This is a genomic window from Clostridium sp. C2-6-12 (assembly GCF_009928485.1).
Lineage (GTDB): Bacteria > Bacillota > Clostridia > Clostridiales > Clostridiaceae > Clostridium.
Window position 1 is genome coordinate 1 of record NZ_JAABNP010000062.1, and the last position, 17,568, is coordinate 17,568.

The 17,568-nt window shown below is 25.5% G+C and carries 16 protein-coding genes; 1 reads left to right on the forward strand and 15 read right to left on the reverse strand.

The window, feature by feature from the left end:
* Positions 1–330: 330 nt before the first annotated feature.
* The 15 genes from GXK56_RS26400 to GXK56_RS26470 form a co-directional block, all read right to left on the reverse strand.
* On the reverse strand, positions 331–828 hold the full coding sequence (locus tag GXK56_RS26400; protein WP_160693110.1) for a YbhB/YbcL family Raf kinase inhibitor-like protein: 498 nt from the start codon (positions 826–828) through the stop codon (positions 331–333).
* 130 nt (positions 829–958) lie between these two features.
* A complete protein-coding gene (locus GXK56_RS26405; RefSeq protein ID WP_160693112.1) occupies positions 959–1,321 on the reverse strand; it encodes a helix-turn-helix domain-containing protein in 363 nt (120 codons plus the stop codon).
* A gap of 314 nt (positions 1,322–1,635) precedes the next feature.
* Positions 1,636–3,675, reverse strand: coding sequence for a TniQ family protein (locus GXK56_RS26410; RefSeq protein WP_160693114.1), 2,040 nt, complete (start codon positions 3,673–3,675; stop codon positions 1,636–1,638).
* Between the two features lie 62 nt (positions 3,676–3,737).
* Positions 3,738–5,516 carry a TniQ family protein gene (locus GXK56_RS26415; protein ID WP_160693116.1) on the reverse strand — a complete coding sequence of 593 codons (1,779 nt, stop codon included), beginning with the start codon at positions 5,514–5,516 and terminating at the stop codon, positions 3,738–3,740.
* Between the two features lie 21 nt (positions 5,517–5,537).
* Positions 5,538–6,458 (reverse strand): TniB family NTP-binding protein, encoded by a 921-nt coding sequence (locus GXK56_RS26420; protein WP_160693118.1) that lies wholly within the window; start codon positions 6,456–6,458, stop codon positions 5,538–5,540.
* Positions 6,459–8,483 (reverse strand): Mu transposase C-terminal domain-containing protein, encoded by a 2,025-nt coding sequence (locus tag GXK56_RS26425; protein ID WP_160693120.1) that lies wholly within the window; start codon positions 8,481–8,483, stop codon positions 6,459–6,461. It lies immediately after the preceding gene.
* A gap of 16 nt (positions 8,484–8,499) precedes the next feature.
* The gene (locus GXK56_RS26430) at positions 8,500–9,273 is read right to left on the reverse strand and encodes a TnsA endonuclease C-terminal domain-containing protein (protein ID WP_160693122.1); all 774 of its coding nucleotides are present in this window, start codon (positions 9,271–9,273) and stop codon (positions 8,500–8,502) included.
* Between the two features lie 52 nt (positions 9,274–9,325).
* A complete protein-coding gene (locus GXK56_RS26435; protein WP_207710288.1) occupies positions 9,326–9,844 on the reverse strand; it encodes a ribonuclease H family protein in 519 nt (172 codons plus the stop codon).
* Positions 9,845–10,451: 607 nt separating this feature from the next.
* Positions 10,452–10,820, reverse strand: a complete 369-nt coding sequence (locus GXK56_RS26440; RefSeq protein ID WP_160693126.1) for a hypothetical protein — start codon at positions 10,818–10,820, stop codon at positions 10,452–10,454.
* 370 nt (positions 10,821–11,190) lie between these two features.
* Entirely contained in the window at positions 11,191–12,990 is a 1,800-nt protein-coding gene (locus tag GXK56_RS27920) for a hypothetical protein (RefSeq protein WP_202127950.1), read from the reverse strand.
* The gene (locus tag GXK56_RS26450) at positions 12,983–13,414 is read right to left on the reverse strand and encodes a hypothetical protein (RefSeq protein ID WP_160693128.1); all 432 of its coding nucleotides are present in this window, start codon (positions 13,412–13,414) and stop codon (positions 12,983–12,985) included. Before GXK56_RS26450 ends, GXK56_RS27920 begins: the two co-directional genes overlap by 8 nt.
* Complete coding sequence (locus GXK56_RS26455) at positions 13,415–14,569, reverse strand: hypothetical protein (protein WP_160693130.1); 1,155 nt, start codon at positions 14,567–14,569, stop codon at positions 13,415–13,417. It abuts the gene before it with no gap.
* Positions 14,570–14,796: 227 nt separating this feature from the next.
* Positions 14,797–15,150 (reverse strand): hypothetical protein, encoded by a 354-nt coding sequence (locus GXK56_RS26460; RefSeq protein WP_160693132.1) that lies wholly within the window; start codon positions 15,148–15,150, stop codon positions 14,797–14,799.
* On the reverse strand, positions 15,101–15,502 hold the full coding sequence (locus tag GXK56_RS26465; protein ID WP_160693134.1) for a hypothetical protein: 402 nt from the start codon (positions 15,500–15,502) through the stop codon (positions 15,101–15,103). Before GXK56_RS26465 ends, GXK56_RS26460 begins: the two co-directional genes overlap by 50 nt.
* 14 nt (positions 15,503–15,516) lie before the next feature.
* Positions 15,517–16,263, reverse strand: coding sequence for a hypothetical protein (locus tag GXK56_RS26470; protein WP_160693136.1), 747 nt, complete (start codon positions 16,261–16,263; stop codon positions 15,517–15,519).
* 442 nt (positions 16,264–16,705) lie between these two features.
* On the opposite strand from GXK56_RS26470, the gene GXK56_RS26475 reads away from it, so the two are divergent.
* On the forward strand, positions 16,706–17,449 hold the full coding sequence (locus GXK56_RS26475; protein WP_160693138.1) for a hypothetical protein: 744 nt from the start codon (positions 16,706–16,708) through the stop codon (positions 17,447–17,449).
* Positions 17,450–17,568 lie beyond the last annotated feature (119 nt).

Below are 17,568 nucleotides of genomic sequence, written 5' to 3' on the forward strand. Positions count from 1 at the left end.
AGTAATTCTATGAATAATCAAGCTATTTTTTCATAACAGCTTAACAGATTCAATTACAAAATTTTTTCTATTGTATCATATACTGAAATAAGTACCAATTAATTCTCATATCTATATTTCATATTAACTTTTTATGATTTATTCTCAAAATAAAAAAGACAAAGTATTTATTCCCAAATACCTTATCTTCATTATATTTTAAAGCTTACTAAATCACTTTATTTTTACATAACAGCCTTAATAAAATTTATGAATAAACAAAATGAAACATAGAGTAATGTTAAAAATATTGTTCTTACGATAAATAGTAACCATTAATATAAATATCCTTTAATTTTGATAACATCCTTTTAATACAGCTTCATCTAAAACATGCCCATCCATAGCTTTATATAGTTCATTCATATAAAACCCATCCTGTAAATTTAATTTATCATCTAATGCGAAAATATGTAATTCATAACTATGAGGCGCATTGGGTGGGGTCATACCTCCGTATCCTGTTGCATACTCCTTATCTACATTAGCCACTACTCCACACCAGCTATTTACACCTTGAACAAAATCTTTTTTCAAAATACTTTCATTTTCTTTTATTTCAGTTTTTGTAATGTTAGCCGCTAACCAGTGAATCCAAGAAAAGCCACACACTGGCACAGCATCCTTATCCTCTAAAATTAATGCATATGATACTGTTTCTTTAGGGGAATCTTCAATTTTAATTGGCAATGAATACGTTGGTATCCCAGCTTCATTAAACTGACTTCCTCTTTTTCCATACTTATCTTGAATAATACCATTTTTTATACCTGCACTTGTTACTTTCATACTCTTTGTACCTCCAAATTTCACTTGTTATATAATTAAATTTCTTTGTATTAATTATTATTAATATATAGGAAAATGTACATTGAGTAAATTACCCACTTTTTTGTGTGTATATAATTTTATTAATCTATTATTCTATAATTCCTTTTTCTTTTAATATCTCTTCTTGTCCATTTGACAGCATAAATTGGATTCCAATATTCTGCATTATACTTAATGCCTGCAACATAGGTTCTCCACGATCTTTAGTTAAAAAATATTCAACTCTTAGCGGATATCCATCATATGTAATTTTATCAACAAGTCCAAATTTCATTAATTCCTTCAACTGTTCTATTAACATCTTTTGTGTAATTCCATTGATATCTTTTTCAAGCTTTGAAAGAGATATTCCTCCAAGCCTAAGTCTCCATAAAATTATCGGTTTCCATTTACCTTTAATCATGTCATGAGTAAGTTCCAACGGACATGTATATTCATTTCTTATTTTCATGTGTGTTACCTCTGATAAATGATATTAGTTAAAATGTATAATAAATGCAATCACTCTTACTTTTATTATACTATAAAAATAAGGCATAAAGTAATCCTGAGATACTTCTCATCTTACTCTATGCCTTATATAATTATATTCTATTTTTAAGAAATTCTATTATTTATCATATATGCAACATTAATTTCCATATAAATATATATGTGAATTATAATTACAATTGTCACTAAAACTATTTTTAAAACAGAAGAATTATAACATTCATTTGACATAAAATATATTATTCCTTGTCACAAATCGTTTTTATTATAATATTAATTGTCACTTTCTGTATTAATACCATGCTCCAAAAGTTTCTTAGTAAAATCATTCAATTCAGGGCATCTGGAAATAAATTTATATTCTCTCCCTAATTTTAAAGATATACTTCTAATTGTTTCTAACTCACCATTTTCTATACTTTTTAAATAAATCTTTTCTATTTCCACTTTATAACATTCTATTTTTTGTTCTTTAACTTTTAAATTATGTATCTTTACCTTTCTTACTACATACTTTTCCAAATCCGGATAATTTGTTGTTAGCTGATATCGATTTATTTTTGTTTTAGCAAATAAATCTTTTAGAAGTACGTTTTCAAACTTAAACTTATCTAAATAATTAGCTACTTTTTTAATTATGTAAAAATTATATTCTATTCTTTTCTTATTTGCTTGGAATCTCATTGATGTTTCGAAAATATCACCCAACTTATGTCTAAGCAACATTTCTCGTGAAATTTGAAAATATTTATTAGTATTTTTATAGCATATATCTATGTCTCTTTTCAAAAAATAATATATAGCTATCAGCAACACTTTCTTCCAGTTCCTTTTTTGAGGTCTAAATTGACTTCTTCTTAGTCCCTCATATTTTTCTTTATCGATTAGGAAATTTTGTATCTCAGGTAACCAATAATAGTAATGGAATTGAAAATAACTCCACCCAAAAATTTTCTTAGCCTTTTTATCCGTTAAACATTTTTTGTCAAATAATAGATTAAATCTATCTTTTATATCTATTGGTATAATCATATAACTATTAGTTTCTACATTACTATTTACTAAATTATTTAAAAGTAAATACGCTAAAATTTTTGTATACAAATATGCACTTATTCCTAAAGTATCAACAATCTCTCCTTGAATTTTGCCTTTCAAAATCATTTCTTTAATTTTAGGTATATTATTAAAGAACGTTTTATTAAATGGTTCACACATATTTTTTCGGAAGTTATACCCAAATCGCATATTACATTCAGTACAAACAAATTTTTTCACAAACTCATTACTTTTTGAATTACATTTTCCTAGTATTTCAATTTTATCGTTTTTACCAAAGAAATCACACCACGGTGATAAACACATTAATTCCATAGCCTTCTTCCTTTGTTCAACTAAAGATTGAATATATGATATAGGAACTTCAATATTAGGTAAAGACTTTAGCAAGATATTTTTATCATTTGCTATTCGTTTCACACCATTTAAAGAGACCTTCTCTCCAATTTCCTTATTATTTATAAATTTGACAATATTACAAATTGTTTTTTCATGAAATTGTTTTATATTTTCTATTCGAAATGTATTCTCTTGATTTTGTGCAATATATAACATTGTTATTGCCAGAGATTGATTAAAATTATAATGTGGAATTATCTTTACTAGTTTGTTTTTATATTTAAGCAAAAACTTCCAATTATTATATACTAATATTTGTTCATTTAATTTATTAATATTTAAATCATCTCTATTTACTTTTTCCCACAACAAAGAATGACAATTACTGCATATGTAATTTCCTAAATATGATGAAAAGTATCTTTGCTTAGAATTACAGACACCACAATAACTAACCAATTTTATATTATGTATGTCACAAATCCTTATATCCTTAATTTGCCACATTAATTTATAAATGCCATTCTCTTTTAAGCATAGAGGACAGAATCTCCTTACATCTTTAACTAACTCCTTTCCAATATGTTCTTTGCCTAAAGCCAACTTTACATTTAACACATCAAATACATTCTTAAAAGTAGCATTTTCAATTTCTTCTTTTGATTTATTAAATATAGAACATATATTGTTTTCTTTTAATATCTCAAATGGAAAAACATCAATACCCTTGGCTATTTGAGAGTAAGCTACATTTATTATATTATCTTTAAATTTATAGTGTATGTTACAATTATAAATAATATATTTAAAAAATTCCTTGCAATCAACACCCATTGCCCTTGCAGATCTTATAATATATCCACTAAATGATTCTCCTTCAACAATACTTAGTCTTATTGGTAACCTTATATCCATAAACCTCCTCCGTTCAAATGAAATGGTTTCTCTAACTATGCATCAGCAAAAAAATGTTATTCCTACATCAATTTGTTATGTCTACTAATCTCACTAGTTATATATGCTGTAATTTCAGGATATTTTCTCCACAATACATTTCTTTGTACTCCTATATATTTATATAGATCTTCAGTTCTAATAAAATTATCTTTATTCTTTACAATAAATAGTTTTATTTTTTCTTTTATAACTTTTCTATTTCTTTGCATATAATTATCCTTTTGCTTAGTTTTGTAATCAGCAATTAACTTATTGCATTTCCAATACCTAATTGTTTCAGGATAAATATTTAATTTACTACAAACTTTATTTAATGTAATTGGTATATCATCTTTTAATAATTCTTCTAATATATTAATAACCTTTTGTCTTTTATTTTCTGTATTAACTATTTTATTTCGCATAACCTTTTTCATATTAAGTTCTAACATTACTTCTTTATGAAATCTATATAATAAAAATTCTCTATACCCGCTCCAGCATTTTAAATTTTTTATTTTATTTAAAGTACTTCCCTTTTCTATCTCTTTAATAAATAAATTTATCAATTCTTCTTCTAGAATAATTGTCTTTTCATCTTTTAAATACATCCCTCTAGTATTAAAATATGCTAAAATTCTCTTTATCTTATCCTCTGTCATGCTATTTACATATGCAAGATTTTCTAACGATATATTGTTATTCCATGTATTATTCAAGCAATTAAATCCTTCAATAAATGAGGTTCTTTCAACTAAATATCCATTTTCATCATATGCATATTCACAACCACACTCTGGACAGTACATATAATATAATAAAGCACTGTTATTTACTAATTTTCTATAAGCCGTATTAGTTTTAATTAATTCTCCGTTAACTTTATAATTTTTACACCACGGTGCCATACAACTAGTTCTTTCTAATTTATTTTGTTTTTTCTCTTTAACTGAGGCTACAAATTCTTTAGGTACTTGTAAATTCAAAAAATCATCAATGCTAATTTTATTTTTAAATAATATATTAATAATACTTGATATATGTAATGTTCTTTTAGTTATAGTTGTTCCTCTTGCATATTGTAAAATCATTTGTAAAAAGTATTTTTCTTTGTTTAAATTATTAAGTAAATCTTTATCAAAAATACTTCTTTTCTTATTTAAAATGTATAAAATTTTATAGGCTATTTCTTGTGATTTCATTTTGTTATAGTTACTATACATCAACTTATTCCAACTCTCATACAAATAAGTTTGATATAATGAATAGTTGACATTATCTATATCCTTTTCTATATCTTCAGAAAGTTTTCCTCCACAACTACTACATATCCCTAAAGAAGTTATTTCCTCATACTTAATCTTATGATTACAATGTGGGCATTTATTTAAAAGTTTACATTTATGTTTAGCACAATTTGTTACACCTTCAATCTTCCACATTAATCTATAGTACATCTTTTCTTCTAGGCATTTAGGACAATAATAGCAATCCTTTCGTATGACTCCTGAAATAAATCTAGCCCTTTCAACTTCACTGCTATCTCCAAATTTTTCAATAATATTATAAAAAGTATTAGTCAACAAAAAATCTATTCTAAATCCTAACAACTTTTCAAGTTCATTATAATTTATATGATTAAATGGAATTTTATCAATAACACTTAATTCACTTAATTGTATATAGTCGTCATTTTTTTCTTTTATACTATTTAATAAGCGTAATAAATCTACCCCATTATTTTTCGAAAGCCTTGCCAAGTAACTAGTAAGCAATTCATCTTTGAATGGTTTAAATCTAACAGTCAATTTGTCTTGCATCTTTAAAATAATCCTCCTACATTACTTAAAATAGATAGCTTTCTCAAACTCTTCCATATCAATATCGCCTACAATGTTCTTATAAGCTGTATATATAACATCAATACTAAGTTTTGCTTTTAAAATATCATCAAAATCTTCATTAAATACTCCTAATAACCTATATGCTTCTTGAATCGTTCTAGTTATTATCGAAACAACACCTTTACTCATTGCAAAAAAAACTTGTGGTAAATTAGTTTCTAAATTACCTAATCCTATTTCTTCTATCGGATTAATTTGTTCTTCTATACTACTTAAAAACATACAAAATTCATCATTTAATTCATTAAACCTTTCTAATTCTATTTTAGGAAACCTCCTAATATATTGAAAATTCAGTTTTCTTAGCTCGTCTACTTGAGGTGTTCCTACACATACAAGAGATGCACTTGCTACATTTCCAATATGTTTTATAGCCTCCATTGCTTCTTGTGGCTTAATATATCTACTACTCAATACGTAATCCATTTCATCAAAAATCAACATTTCAACTTGCTGCTTTTCAAGCAAGGTAAATGCATGCCTCTTGGCATCACCTATGGAGGGCCTATACATAATTATAGGTGCACCAAGTGCTTTGATTATGGATTGATATAATTCTAAAAGAGTGAATGGATTAGGAATTTCTAAATAAACCACTGGTTTAATATCATATTCTATCCCATCTTCTATTTTTACAAATCCTTTATTCATTTCAGCATATCTTTTTATCATTCTAGTCTTTCCAACACCAGATTGACCAATTATAAATAAATTGGATTGACTTTCATTTCTATTATCAAATGTTCCTATACATCTCATTGATGACAATACATCATATATTCTTTGTATTCTTGGATACTTTATATAAATATTAGCTACTCTTTCTGCAAATTTTTGTGCTTCCAATAAATTAGGCATCTATTTTTTATTCCTTCTCTCTTCAATTTTTTTTGCTTGCGAAATTATATCTTCAAGTTTCATATTATTTTCCTTCGTATTTATTTGAGCATCGCTAAAATCTATTTTCATGTCAAAATTTGTTCTTTGTGCCTGCTTTCTTATACTTCTATTTACATCATATTTTTTAGAAATAATTTGTTTTAACTTAGCTTTAGCTTTTATGACACCATCTGTTGAAATTATCTCATTTCTCTTTGCAATTCCTTCCTCTTTAATAAGTTCAAGCATCTTTTTATACGTATACCTATTAACATTAACCAATGATTCATATGATGGTATTGCTGCTCGTAGTTCTATATATTGGTTTAACTTTGGATTTAATATATATATCTTAGAAATATCATCATCATTATATTTAATTCTATACTTCTTATCCCGTCCTCCTATGAATTGTGAAAATTCCGGAGACTTATAAATTACGTTTCCTAATCTTACACCATCTCTGGTATATGGTTTCATATCAGTAGCCATTAATTCTACTTTATAAAATTCCTCATCACTTTTACTAATAAATTCCGGATATCCTGCTTTTTTAATCCCTTCACTATATCTGACTAAAGGTATATTTTCATATACAGGAAGTCCTTTATGTTCAGAACAATGATAAACATCTGTTATATAAATTGTTAAGAGTTCCTTAATATCATCCAATGTCAATGCTGCCATTTTTTCAGGTTCATATTCTCCAAGTTTTCTAAAATTGCTTTTTCTTGTTCCCTCAAGTCTGTGTATAAATTCTTCATTTATAGTACCAAAGCATCGTTCAATTACTCCTCCATATCTAGGAGTTCTTACAGGTCTATATTTTACATGAGATTTTAGCGTATCATTTATCATTCTTTTTACCTCAACACTTTTAAAATCAGGACCATTATCTAAAAATATAGTATTAGGTATACCAAATACGTCCCATTTATTTTGTGTATCATATTTATTATCTTTGAAAAAAATTCCGTTCTCTAATGCCTTTCTTACTCTATTTGCTGAAGGGGGTTCAAATGATATATACATACACCAAATACATCTACTATATACATCAATTCCTAATGTTATCCATGGTCTTCCAGTTACATATCCTGTTTTACTATCCATTACATCCATATCAAGTTCAGTATGATCAATCTCTATAACATGTAACGGATACATAGCATCTTCATTAGAAAATCCTCTTTCAATATCATCATATATCGCTGCGGCTTCTTTAGAATTTCTAAGTCTAGATTTTACTTGTGGGTTAACTCTATCCAGTAATTTATATATAGTAATCATTTTAGGTGGAGGAATATTTTTCATAAAACATTTTACGCATATAGAATCGTATATTTCATTTTTCCCTGCCTGCCTTGTTGTAAGATATTCTTTTGAAATTACGTCCTGTATAATAGGAATATAAACACTATCTATTCTGACATTAATACTATCCAAAATAATGTTTGGATTTCTAGGATTATATATATTTAGAGTTTTATTATCCTTTCTAGCTAAATATCCACTTCCGCTTTTTGGTACTAATCCTTCTACACCACTTTTTTCTTTGACATTTTCAGCTTTTCTATATGCAGATAGATATCTCTTTATTGTTCTTACTGAAATATTTTCTTTCTTAGCTATTCTATTAATAAGTTCTTCCTGATTTAATTCAGTTAATTCTTCATTTTCATCTGTGAGTTCACTATAATATTCTTTAAATTCATAATTTGCTCTAATATAACCTTCTTTTATAGCCTTAAAAATAATTAAAGGTCTAATTACATCCATCTTTTTATATGCTATATCCTTTTTATGACCTGACAATAAATTAAATGATATTTCTTCATTAGCATCAGCAATTGGTTTTATATATTGTGGAGAATTCTCATCATTTATTAATGCATTTGAAACAAGTTCTGAAAATTCTATCATTATTGAAACTCCATCTGAATCTATTCTTCTAATAAAAACATTAGGAGGTTCTATTGATACTACTACATATCTTTTTCCCATATATATAATTTCCGAATTAATTTTTAGTCTGTTTATTCTCAGTACTGGTCACTTCCTTTAGATAACTAAAATAGTCTATTTCTCTATAAATAGTTATATTACTGAATTCTGATATTGGCGCCTCAATATTTGTAAAAATGCTTCCATTGGCTATTAAATGATATATTGTAGGAAGCAAACTGAATGTATTTATTTCATCTGTGAAACTGTTTAGTAATTCATTTATGTTTGTATTTCTCATATCCTCTAATCGTGCCATCACATTAGGAATCAAATTATTATATTCCTTCCTTCGCTTTAAAAATCCAATAAGAAATCTAATATTTCTTATTAATTCAGTTGGTAATAATTTAGGATAAATAACATTATAATTCCACTCATTCTTTTCAGCATATTTATTACATCTTTTATTTATAATCTCAATTTTATCTGTAATCTTACTTTTAGGATCTTTAACTTGATATAATATTGGCTTCATGTTATGTCGAAAAACCAGTACATCAGGAACATGTATCCATCTTTTCTCTATACCATCTTTATCAGTATATTTCATCTCAATTTCTACAGGCTGAACATAATACCTAAAAGTTCTTTTATCTAATTCTAAAATTGAATACAGTATAAATTCATTTATAGATTCGTATTCTATGCATTTATTCATCTTATTACTATAGAAAGTTCCTATTATGTGTGGTAATGCATTACTAGATTTATTATTTACTTTTCTTTTTGGTTTAAATATAGAGTCGTAGCTTTCCCATGAATCAAACAACTGTCCATTATCTGACACAATCACTTCATCCCTTTCTATATAAAATTATTAATGTAATTTGAATTTTCTTCTATTGGTCTATAGCTTTAAAATTTTCATTTACAGTTAACTTATTTAGCCTATTTATGGTTTTAATTAAATCTTTTATTATTAAATCTCTTTTTTGAATTTCAAATTTAAATTTTTTAATAATATTCTGTTGTTCACTAAATGGTTTTTTATTGTCTTGTAATCCATTATTATAAAATATACCTAAATACGCACTGCTTACCAATGTATGTGCAGCATTCTTAGTGCTTTTGATCCATTCTACTGATATATTTTTACTATCACTCACTAATTTCAGTATTTCAGTTATCTTTGGATATTTCTCTTCAATCTTTTTAGTAACATGTTTAGTCTTTATCATATCAACTAAAGTTCGCTGATCTGAGTAAATAATAATCTCATCACTTAAGCCTATTTTACTAACCATCATTAGTGCATCAAATAGAGCTAATTCTTCCGCAGTATGGCTGCAACCTTCCTCTAATTTTTTAGAATACCTTATTCCAGTAGTTCCATATAAGTCAATCACTCCTATATACATAATATGATCCTTCACTCCGCCATCCACATATATTTGTACTATATTAATCCATCCTTTCAATTTATATTTAGTGAGTAAATCTGTTTATAAATTTTTGCATTTCTCCTTTCTGTCGTCATTTTAGACATAAAATCAAATTTTATACACAAAACTGCTTGTCCAACTAAAAAAAATTTCATCACCCTTCAAGAGTAATGAAATTTTTTTTATACTTAAATTAAATTTTCACTTGTATTTTATAATTAAATTATTAACCTATTTTCTATATAATATACATTATTTCTGTGTATATTTCTATTAAATTTATACACATTCTTTTTTTATAAAATAAGAAAAAGTTTTATAACAAGAACTATAAGTTTTGTAAATTTAAAATTGAAAATATTAACTTTCATCAGTGAAATTTTAATTTAAATGTTTTATCTTGTTTGTGAAAATTCCAATAACATTTGTAATCCAAATTTATATCTAAAAACACTTCTACTACTGCTAAATACCTACAATAAGTTTATTATCATCATCATCCTTCTTTAATGAAATACAATCCATTTATAAAAAAAATAAGATGATATTAAAACTACTAAATTAAAATAATTTCATTATATCTTTAAAAACTACCACAGTCTTCAAAATAATCATCTTTTAAGAAATAAATTCTTTGCAATTTTTCAACATAATAATATCGATCACTATTTATTACCTTAATCATTTTATTAAAATATTTTTTGGATTTTTCTACTCTTACTTTACTTTTATAATTATTGCAGTAATCATAACACTCACTTAAATCATCTTTTAAATGAGGTTCTGTCATATTCATATACATTTCTAAGTAATATTTTATTTCTTCATACTGCTCTTCACAATAATCTTGATACATTATATCTGTATTACTCATTCCCAACATTACCAAATGCTGCATTTCTTCAATTACTCTATATTTACAAATTCTACGTTTTACTAATCTTTGTTTCATATAAACCAACTCCTTTATTTTTACATAGTATAACTTGAAATTTTAAAATTAGATAAATAAAAAAATTATTTTTAATTTTAAAATTTTGTGTTAACTAATAAATGTGTTTTGTTGGACTTTTTTATAACAAACCATTTAGTATGTTATGTGTATAAATTTAGTAACTTTATACACAATCTTTTTCCATAAAAATTAAGACAATAAATGGCTTAGTTCAAATTTGATGTGGTAAATGTAGTAATATCAGTAACAAAAATATAATTTTTGAACTACACCCAATAAATTATACTTATACAACTTTATCATCTTTACCTTACTTGAAATACAAAAAGGAATACCCAAAACTTATTACTCTAGGTATCCCTTTTTCTTATATTCTTCTACTATTACCATAATCATCTTTAATTTCATAATAGAACGGATTAAAACCACTTTTATTTTCAGATATTAAATTATCTATTGTAGCATTAGTTACTAATAAATCCTCATTATTTTCATCATCAAACATAAATATTTGAATATTTTTTCTATCCATTGTTTCATAAAATTTCTCTAAAATTGTTCCTATTGCTTTTCTATTGATCAAGTCAAATGGTTTAGAAATATGATCAATAGCAAATATAGGTACAATAGGATATTTATTTTCTTTAATCAATAATTCCAAAAAACTTAAATACCCTGATAACTGAATAAGTGTATGCCTTGCCATACTCCCTGTATAGTACTTTTCTGAAGATTTTTTATCACCTTCGCTTACAATTTCTGCTTCATTTCTTTCATCTTCATTAACTGTTATCATAGGTTGAAGAATATTTCCCTTTTTAATATATTGTATCTTGAATCCTTCAATATCAATATCATGCTTAACTAATTCTGAAACTTCATATGCTGATTTATATAGATTAGTAATACTCTCTGAAATCATTTCTATCTTTTCAACATCATCTGCATTTTGCAATATTTTTATTTCTTCTTTAATTGCTCGTATTCTCTTTCTTTTCTCTTTAAGTTCATCCTCATTATAACTTATATTTTCACTTAAATAATCTTCCACAATAGATATTGCTTTAATTTTTTCATCTATATTAAATCTTTTAAATCTATAATTATTATTAAAAATTTCTTTCTTTAAATTTTCCCTTTGTTTTCTCATTTCTTGAACTGCAGTATCATTAATTATATAGTTATTAAAAGAAATGCTACTCTCTAAATCTTGAACTAAATTAGTTACAGGTTCTATTAGATACTGTAACTCATTAGTATTTTGCAAAATTAAATTTAATCTCTCTAAAAGTATTTTTCTATTTTCTCCTTCTATATTCATTCTTTTAGAGTCTAAGATTCTATTTTCATATATTTTAATCTGCTCATCTAAATTATTGAATATCGCTTCTAACTCTGCAATAGTTTTAGTACTATTCTTATTTATTTTACTCTCCATTGACTTTATACTTTCAATTTGTTCCTTGATTTCGTCAGAATTTCTACCGTTGTATGGTATAAGTATATTTAATTTATGTAAGTTTAAATTAACTTTATTGCATATAAAATCAAATCTACTTACAGTTCTTTCAATTGATTTAACTTCATTTTCTAGAACCTCAAGTTCTTTTTTTAGTTTAAATATCAGTGATAAATTTTTATTAAATATAAAATTTAATATAGGATTAAGCTTTACAGAATATCTTATATCACTGCATTTATCTAAAAAATCATTTAAAACCCCTTGTCTCTTTTCGCCTAAAAAATTAAACATTGTAAATGATCTATATGTTAGGTTTTCATCTGTAAATTCCCTAATATCCTTTAGAAATAATTCTTCTTTAGTAAAAATAGAATTTAATTTATCTTTATATTCCCTACTTCCTATAGACTCTCCTTGCTCTTCATCTTTATAGTATAAATAATTCTTTTCTGCATCTAAAGTTCTGGTTAGAACATAGCTGATATTATCATAAAAAATTTCCATCGTAGCTTCTTTTAAACTATCTTTATACCAGTATTGCTTGTTTATTTTTTCTGATGAACCCAACATATAATCGATAAATTTATAGAATTCTGTTTTTCCAGAACTATTCTTTCCCTTAAAATAATTAATTCCATATTCAAATTTATATGTAAATTCTTCATTGTGATTACTTTTCATAATTAGCTTATCAATTTTAAACATTGTGGATGACCTCCTTCAAAAACTGTCTATCTGTCATTTTTCCACTTACATTAATAGATTTTGCAATAAAATTATTTTCCATATAAATAGTTTTATTATTTTTTGAATTATAATTTAGTATATCATCTTCAATTAACAAATCTCCATTTTGTATTAATAAATGAATAGCTTTAAATATATATTCAATACTATTACAGTAATCCTCAAATGCACCAGATAACTTTGAAATACATTTTAATAGAATATCTTTAGAATTATTGGCACTGTAAATTTCTTTTTCATTAAATTTATTTTTCTTTATTAGATAAGAAAAAACAAGTGTTTTGTTAATACTAAGTTGCTTATGCTTCTGTAAAATTCCTAATATTATATCGCAGTAACCACTTAACATGATCGCTTCTGCTAATACTTTATTTTTAGACATTTATATATCCTCCTTCCAAGATATTTGTTTCTCATCATCAATATCATCTCGTGTTAAATGAATTGCTACACCATACTTAACTTGTTCATTTGGTGTATATGAGTTTGAACTTTTCTTTATATCATTAAGCCTGTTAAGAGGAGTGTCTCTATTTTCTTGTTGCAATACTGATTTTAGGAAATCGTAATTCTCATAGGTTGTATTCTCCATATCTTCTATTCTAGATATCTTATTATTCTCCATATATGAACATTTTAAAAATTCATAATATAACTTATATATGAGGTGTTGTTCTACGCTTTGTCTTGATAGATTACATGAATTTAGTTGAATACATTCTCTTGAATTAACAATCTTCAAGTCTTCCCAATCAATTGCATTGTTACTTTTAAATATTGAATAACTTAAAATCACCTGATTTTCTTCTATGTTTTTACAAATCTCCTCGATTTGTTGCATAAACTCACTGTAGGTACAAATAAAAGGTTGTCCTTTGTTTACAGATTGCATAATTTTCATAGTTACATATCTCATTAATTCTTGTATTCTCATATAATATATAATTTCTGATACCGATGGAGCTGATCTGTGAAAGATACGTTCATATCTATTTAAAATTTGATTATCTATTTCATCTACAACCTTAAATTCGTATTTATCTTGAATTCGTTTATAAAGAACTTCAAATTCTTCAAAATCATCATTAAATATATTCTTCACCATTGTAATTAATGCATTTGCTTTTTTATCTGATGACTTTATTTTTTCAAATAATTTCTTATAATCTCTATTAAAAATAATATCTTGATTATCATAAACTTTGTCAGTAAATAGTAAATATTTGCTGATATTATCATGTGTTTTTTCAACAAGTAACCAATTATATAGTATTTTTTCAGCACTTGCATTTGTTATACTTGTCCTTTTTACTTGTATTGCCACATTTGTCTCTTGTTCTTTAATTATGCATTTATAACTGTCACTCTTAGTATCTATTTCATCTTTCTGAACCGCTTTTATATTTACATCCTCTAGTGTTTCAAATTCCATTTGCTCGTTCTGTTGAAGTTTCGACAGATAATATACAAATACTTTTATTTGGTATGCAAAACCACCCAAACTTTTTATACCACTCTCTCCAGTAGAATATTCCATATCGTTACTCCTATCTGCTTTATTTTTCCTTAAACGTTATAACAATCTATTATTTTCCATTATATACAGTATAATATATATGCTTACAAAATAAAATCAAATTTCAACATTATTATTACTTCCTCTACCACTAAAAAGGTATCACTTTATATAGTTTTATCATTTCTATTACCTTCTTAAAATAGATAAAGGAATACTAAAAGCTCATATTGCTCTAAGTATTCCTTTTATATTTTTTCATCATTATAATATATATTTATTAAATCAAAATTTATAGCTCCTTCGCATCTAATAAAATCTATCTCTTCCTCTTCTTCATATGATAGAATCAAAATATCTATGTCTATTAATAATTCCTTTTCTAAAATCAATTTCATATTATTTTTTAAGTTAAATATTTCATTAATATAATTTGTATTCCTTGGATATAATATTAAAATATCTATATCATTAGGATTACTAGTATTAAAAACAGATCCAAACAGAAAAATATTTAAACTATATTTTCTCTTATTATTCTCATATATATTCTTATTCGTTATTATGTTCAGGAGTTTTATAATTAATAAATTTTTCTCCATTATAATATATTGCTCCCATTAATTCTTTAAATGTAAACACTGCTATATTTTTTAACCTTGCCAATTCTTTAGCTTCATGTGTGTATTCATTCCAATTGCTAACTACTAAAATTGCATTAATTTGTGGATTGTCCGATATTATTTTTAAAGTTGCACCTTCTCCTAAGACATAGGCATCAACTATATACAAAAGTATATCTGAATACATATCTTTTCGCATTATCTTTAAAATTTGCTCATCTATAACTTTAACTTCCACAACCGTATCTTTAAACTTTAGTGCATTTATTAAATTTTCTGTTCCTCTTGACCATGGTTTGCGTACTCTTTCTCCATAATATAATTCTCCCATAATATTCCCTCACCCTATTTTAATATATCATATATTTCTACCGGAAACTGAAGATATTCAGCTCTTTTTTCTACTCTATTTTGATTTTCTTCAAATCCTTTTGCATGAATTTTAAATTTTATAAAAATCTTTATTTCGTCTTGAGTTAATAGTCTCTTATTATCTTCTAACAACTTAACTATTCGGGTATTATTAGGTACTATTATATCCTTAGCCATTTCTCTCCATATGTCTGCTTTACTACTATATATATCTTCTTTGTTTTTAAACGTTGGTCCATATAATGTATATATTTCTTCATTCTCATTTAGCAAATTATCTATTTGGGGTTTCAAACTCTTCCTACTATATTTTTCATTAGATTCATTTTCAACGTTCTTCTGTTGTATCAATTCTTGAGGAGTTATTCCATAATAGTTATATATCCGATTATTCTCAACATTATTTCCACTCCCGTTAATAACATTACTATCTTTATTGTAACTTCCACCATTATCTTGTGTATATCTACAATCAGCTTTAATTAATTTAAGTATATCTATTAATTCTTGGTCTTCTTCGATAGCGACTTCTAAAAATCTACTACTCTTTTTATATTCTTCTGGCATATCATTTATTTTTTTAGCTATTTTTTTACAAGTAATTTCGTCCACTATCCAATGAGTAAGTTTTGATTTTATATATGTTCCAGTTAAAGTACCAATTGCTTTTATTCCATCCCACGCTATTCCTGATAATATAGATGACGTTAAAAAATCCATTTTCTTTCCTCACTTTTAAACTATATTCCATAAATAGATTATATACCCTATATATTCCTGGTTCAAGAAATAACATATATAAAAATACACTATACCTAACTCTATATTATATTTTTATATATCCCATTTCAGTAAACTTATCATTCACTTATGATATGGTTAATCCTCACTTATACTAAATTCATTTTGTTTGTTTATATTTTAATAATGTAACTTGTACTCACTAAATTTCTTAACTTCTTCATAAAATCATCTTGATTTTTAGCTAATTTAATCCAATTCCTGATGATTGCTGTAAATTCAGACTCCAATTTGATTAACTCAATAGTTTTTGTTAAAAATTTATTTAATAAAACCTTATTAGACCTAAAATCTATTGATTAAGAAGTATACATGCTTTAAGTTATATATATACATTTTTAAAATATAAGGAGGTACAATAATGTCAGATAAAATGAATAATGACAAAATCGAAACAACGGAAGGAAAATATAATTGGAAAATCATTGGATGTAAAGTGCTATCCGCTTTATGTTCAGCAATTGATAAGATTTTGGGACTAATTTTTACATGTATAGCACTTATGATATCTAACTCCACATGGGATATATCAGTTTTGGAGTGTGTTGGAATAAGTATAGTATGTTATATCTTGAATTTATGGATTATAGAATTAAAGGATAAACAAAAAATGAGATATACAGAGTTAGAAACCAATGAACTTAAACTAAAGATTAAAGATACAAAAACAATATTAACAATAAAGATAGAGCCTAAAGAAATAGATTTAGATAATAGTACATCTACAGACGGTGAATCCAATAAAAAGTTTATATGGAGATATAGAATAGCAAAGGTAATAATTTTCATTACAAAATATATAAACTCTTTCGGATATATAGCAATGATTTCACCAGTAGTAAAAAGTCTATTCAACGAAATTGTTGATAACAACTATATATTTACTGATTCAATTAAGTTAGAAATTGGAGTAATATCAGCAATATCAATATTTGCAATTTCTTTATCTGAATATGCTAACATCTATTTTGAGAAGGTTAAAGATGATTTTATTAAAACACCTGAAAGTGATATTACTGCAGATATACCAAAGGAATATATTGAAGGGTTACGTAAACAGATTAGCAAATATAAAAAAGATAACAAAGAAAAAAAGAATAATTAAACAAGATCCCACCCTGTACATTAGGTGGGATTTTTTTTACTTAAAAATCATTTATATGTTTTTCAAGAGTAAGCGTAAAAAAATTAACGCATAGAAAATGCAAGCCTCCATTGTTAAAA

Coding starts and splice junctions, on each gene's coding strand:
- GXK56_RS26400 (WP_160693110.1), bottom strand. CDS start 828: ATGAAAGTAACAAGTGCAGGTATAAAAAATGGTATTATTCAAGATAAG.
- GXK56_RS26405 (WP_160693112.1), bottom strand. CDS start 1,321: ATGAAAATAAGAAATGAATATACATGTCCGTTGGAACTTACTCATGAC.
- GXK56_RS26410 (WP_160693114.1), bottom strand. CDS start 3,675: ATGGATATAAGGTTACCAATAAGACTAAGTATTGTTGAAGGAGAATCA.
- GXK56_RS26415 (WP_160693116.1), bottom strand. CDS start 5,516: ATGCAAGACAAATTGACTGTTAGATTTAAACCATTCAAAGATGAATTG.
- GXK56_RS26420 (WP_160693118.1), bottom strand. CDS start 6,458: ATGCCTAATTTATTGGAAGCACAAAAATTTGCAGAAAGAGTAGCTAAT.
- GXK56_RS26425 (WP_160693120.1), bottom strand. CDS start 8,483: ATGGGAAAAAGATATGTAGTAGTATCAATAGAACCTCCTAATGTTTTT.
- GXK56_RS26435 (WP_207710288.1), bottom strand. CDS start 9,844: ATGTATATAGGAGTGATTGACTTATATGGAACTACTGGAATAAGGTAT.
- GXK56_RS26440 (WP_160693126.1), bottom strand. CDS start 10,820: ATGAAACAAAGATTAGTAAAACGTAGAATTTGTAAATATAGAGTAATT.
- GXK56_RS27920 (WP_202127950.1), bottom strand. CDS start 12,990: ATGTTTAAAATTGATAAGCTAATTATGAAAAGTAATCACAATGAAGAA.
- GXK56_RS26450 (WP_160693128.1), bottom strand. CDS start 13,414: ATGTCTAAAAATAAAGTATTAGCAGAAGCGATCATGTTAAGTGGTTAC.
- GXK56_RS26455 (WP_160693130.1), bottom strand. CDS start 14,569: ATGGAATATTCTACTGGAGAGAGTGGTATAAAAAGTTTGGGTGGTTTT.
- GXK56_RS26460 (WP_160693132.1), bottom strand. CDS start 15,150: ATGGAGAAAAATTTATTAATTATAAAACTCCTGAACATAATAACGAAT.
- GXK56_RS26465 (WP_160693134.1), bottom strand. CDS start 15,502: ATGGGAGAATTATATTATGGAGAAAGAGTACGCAAACCATGGTCAAGA.
- GXK56_RS26470 (WP_160693136.1), bottom strand. CDS start 16,263: ATGGATTTTTTAACGTCATCTATATTATCAGGAATAGCGTGGGATGGA.
- GXK56_RS26475 (WP_160693138.1), top strand. CDS start 16,706: ATGTCAGATAAAATGAATAATGACAAAATCGAAACAACGGAAGGAAAA.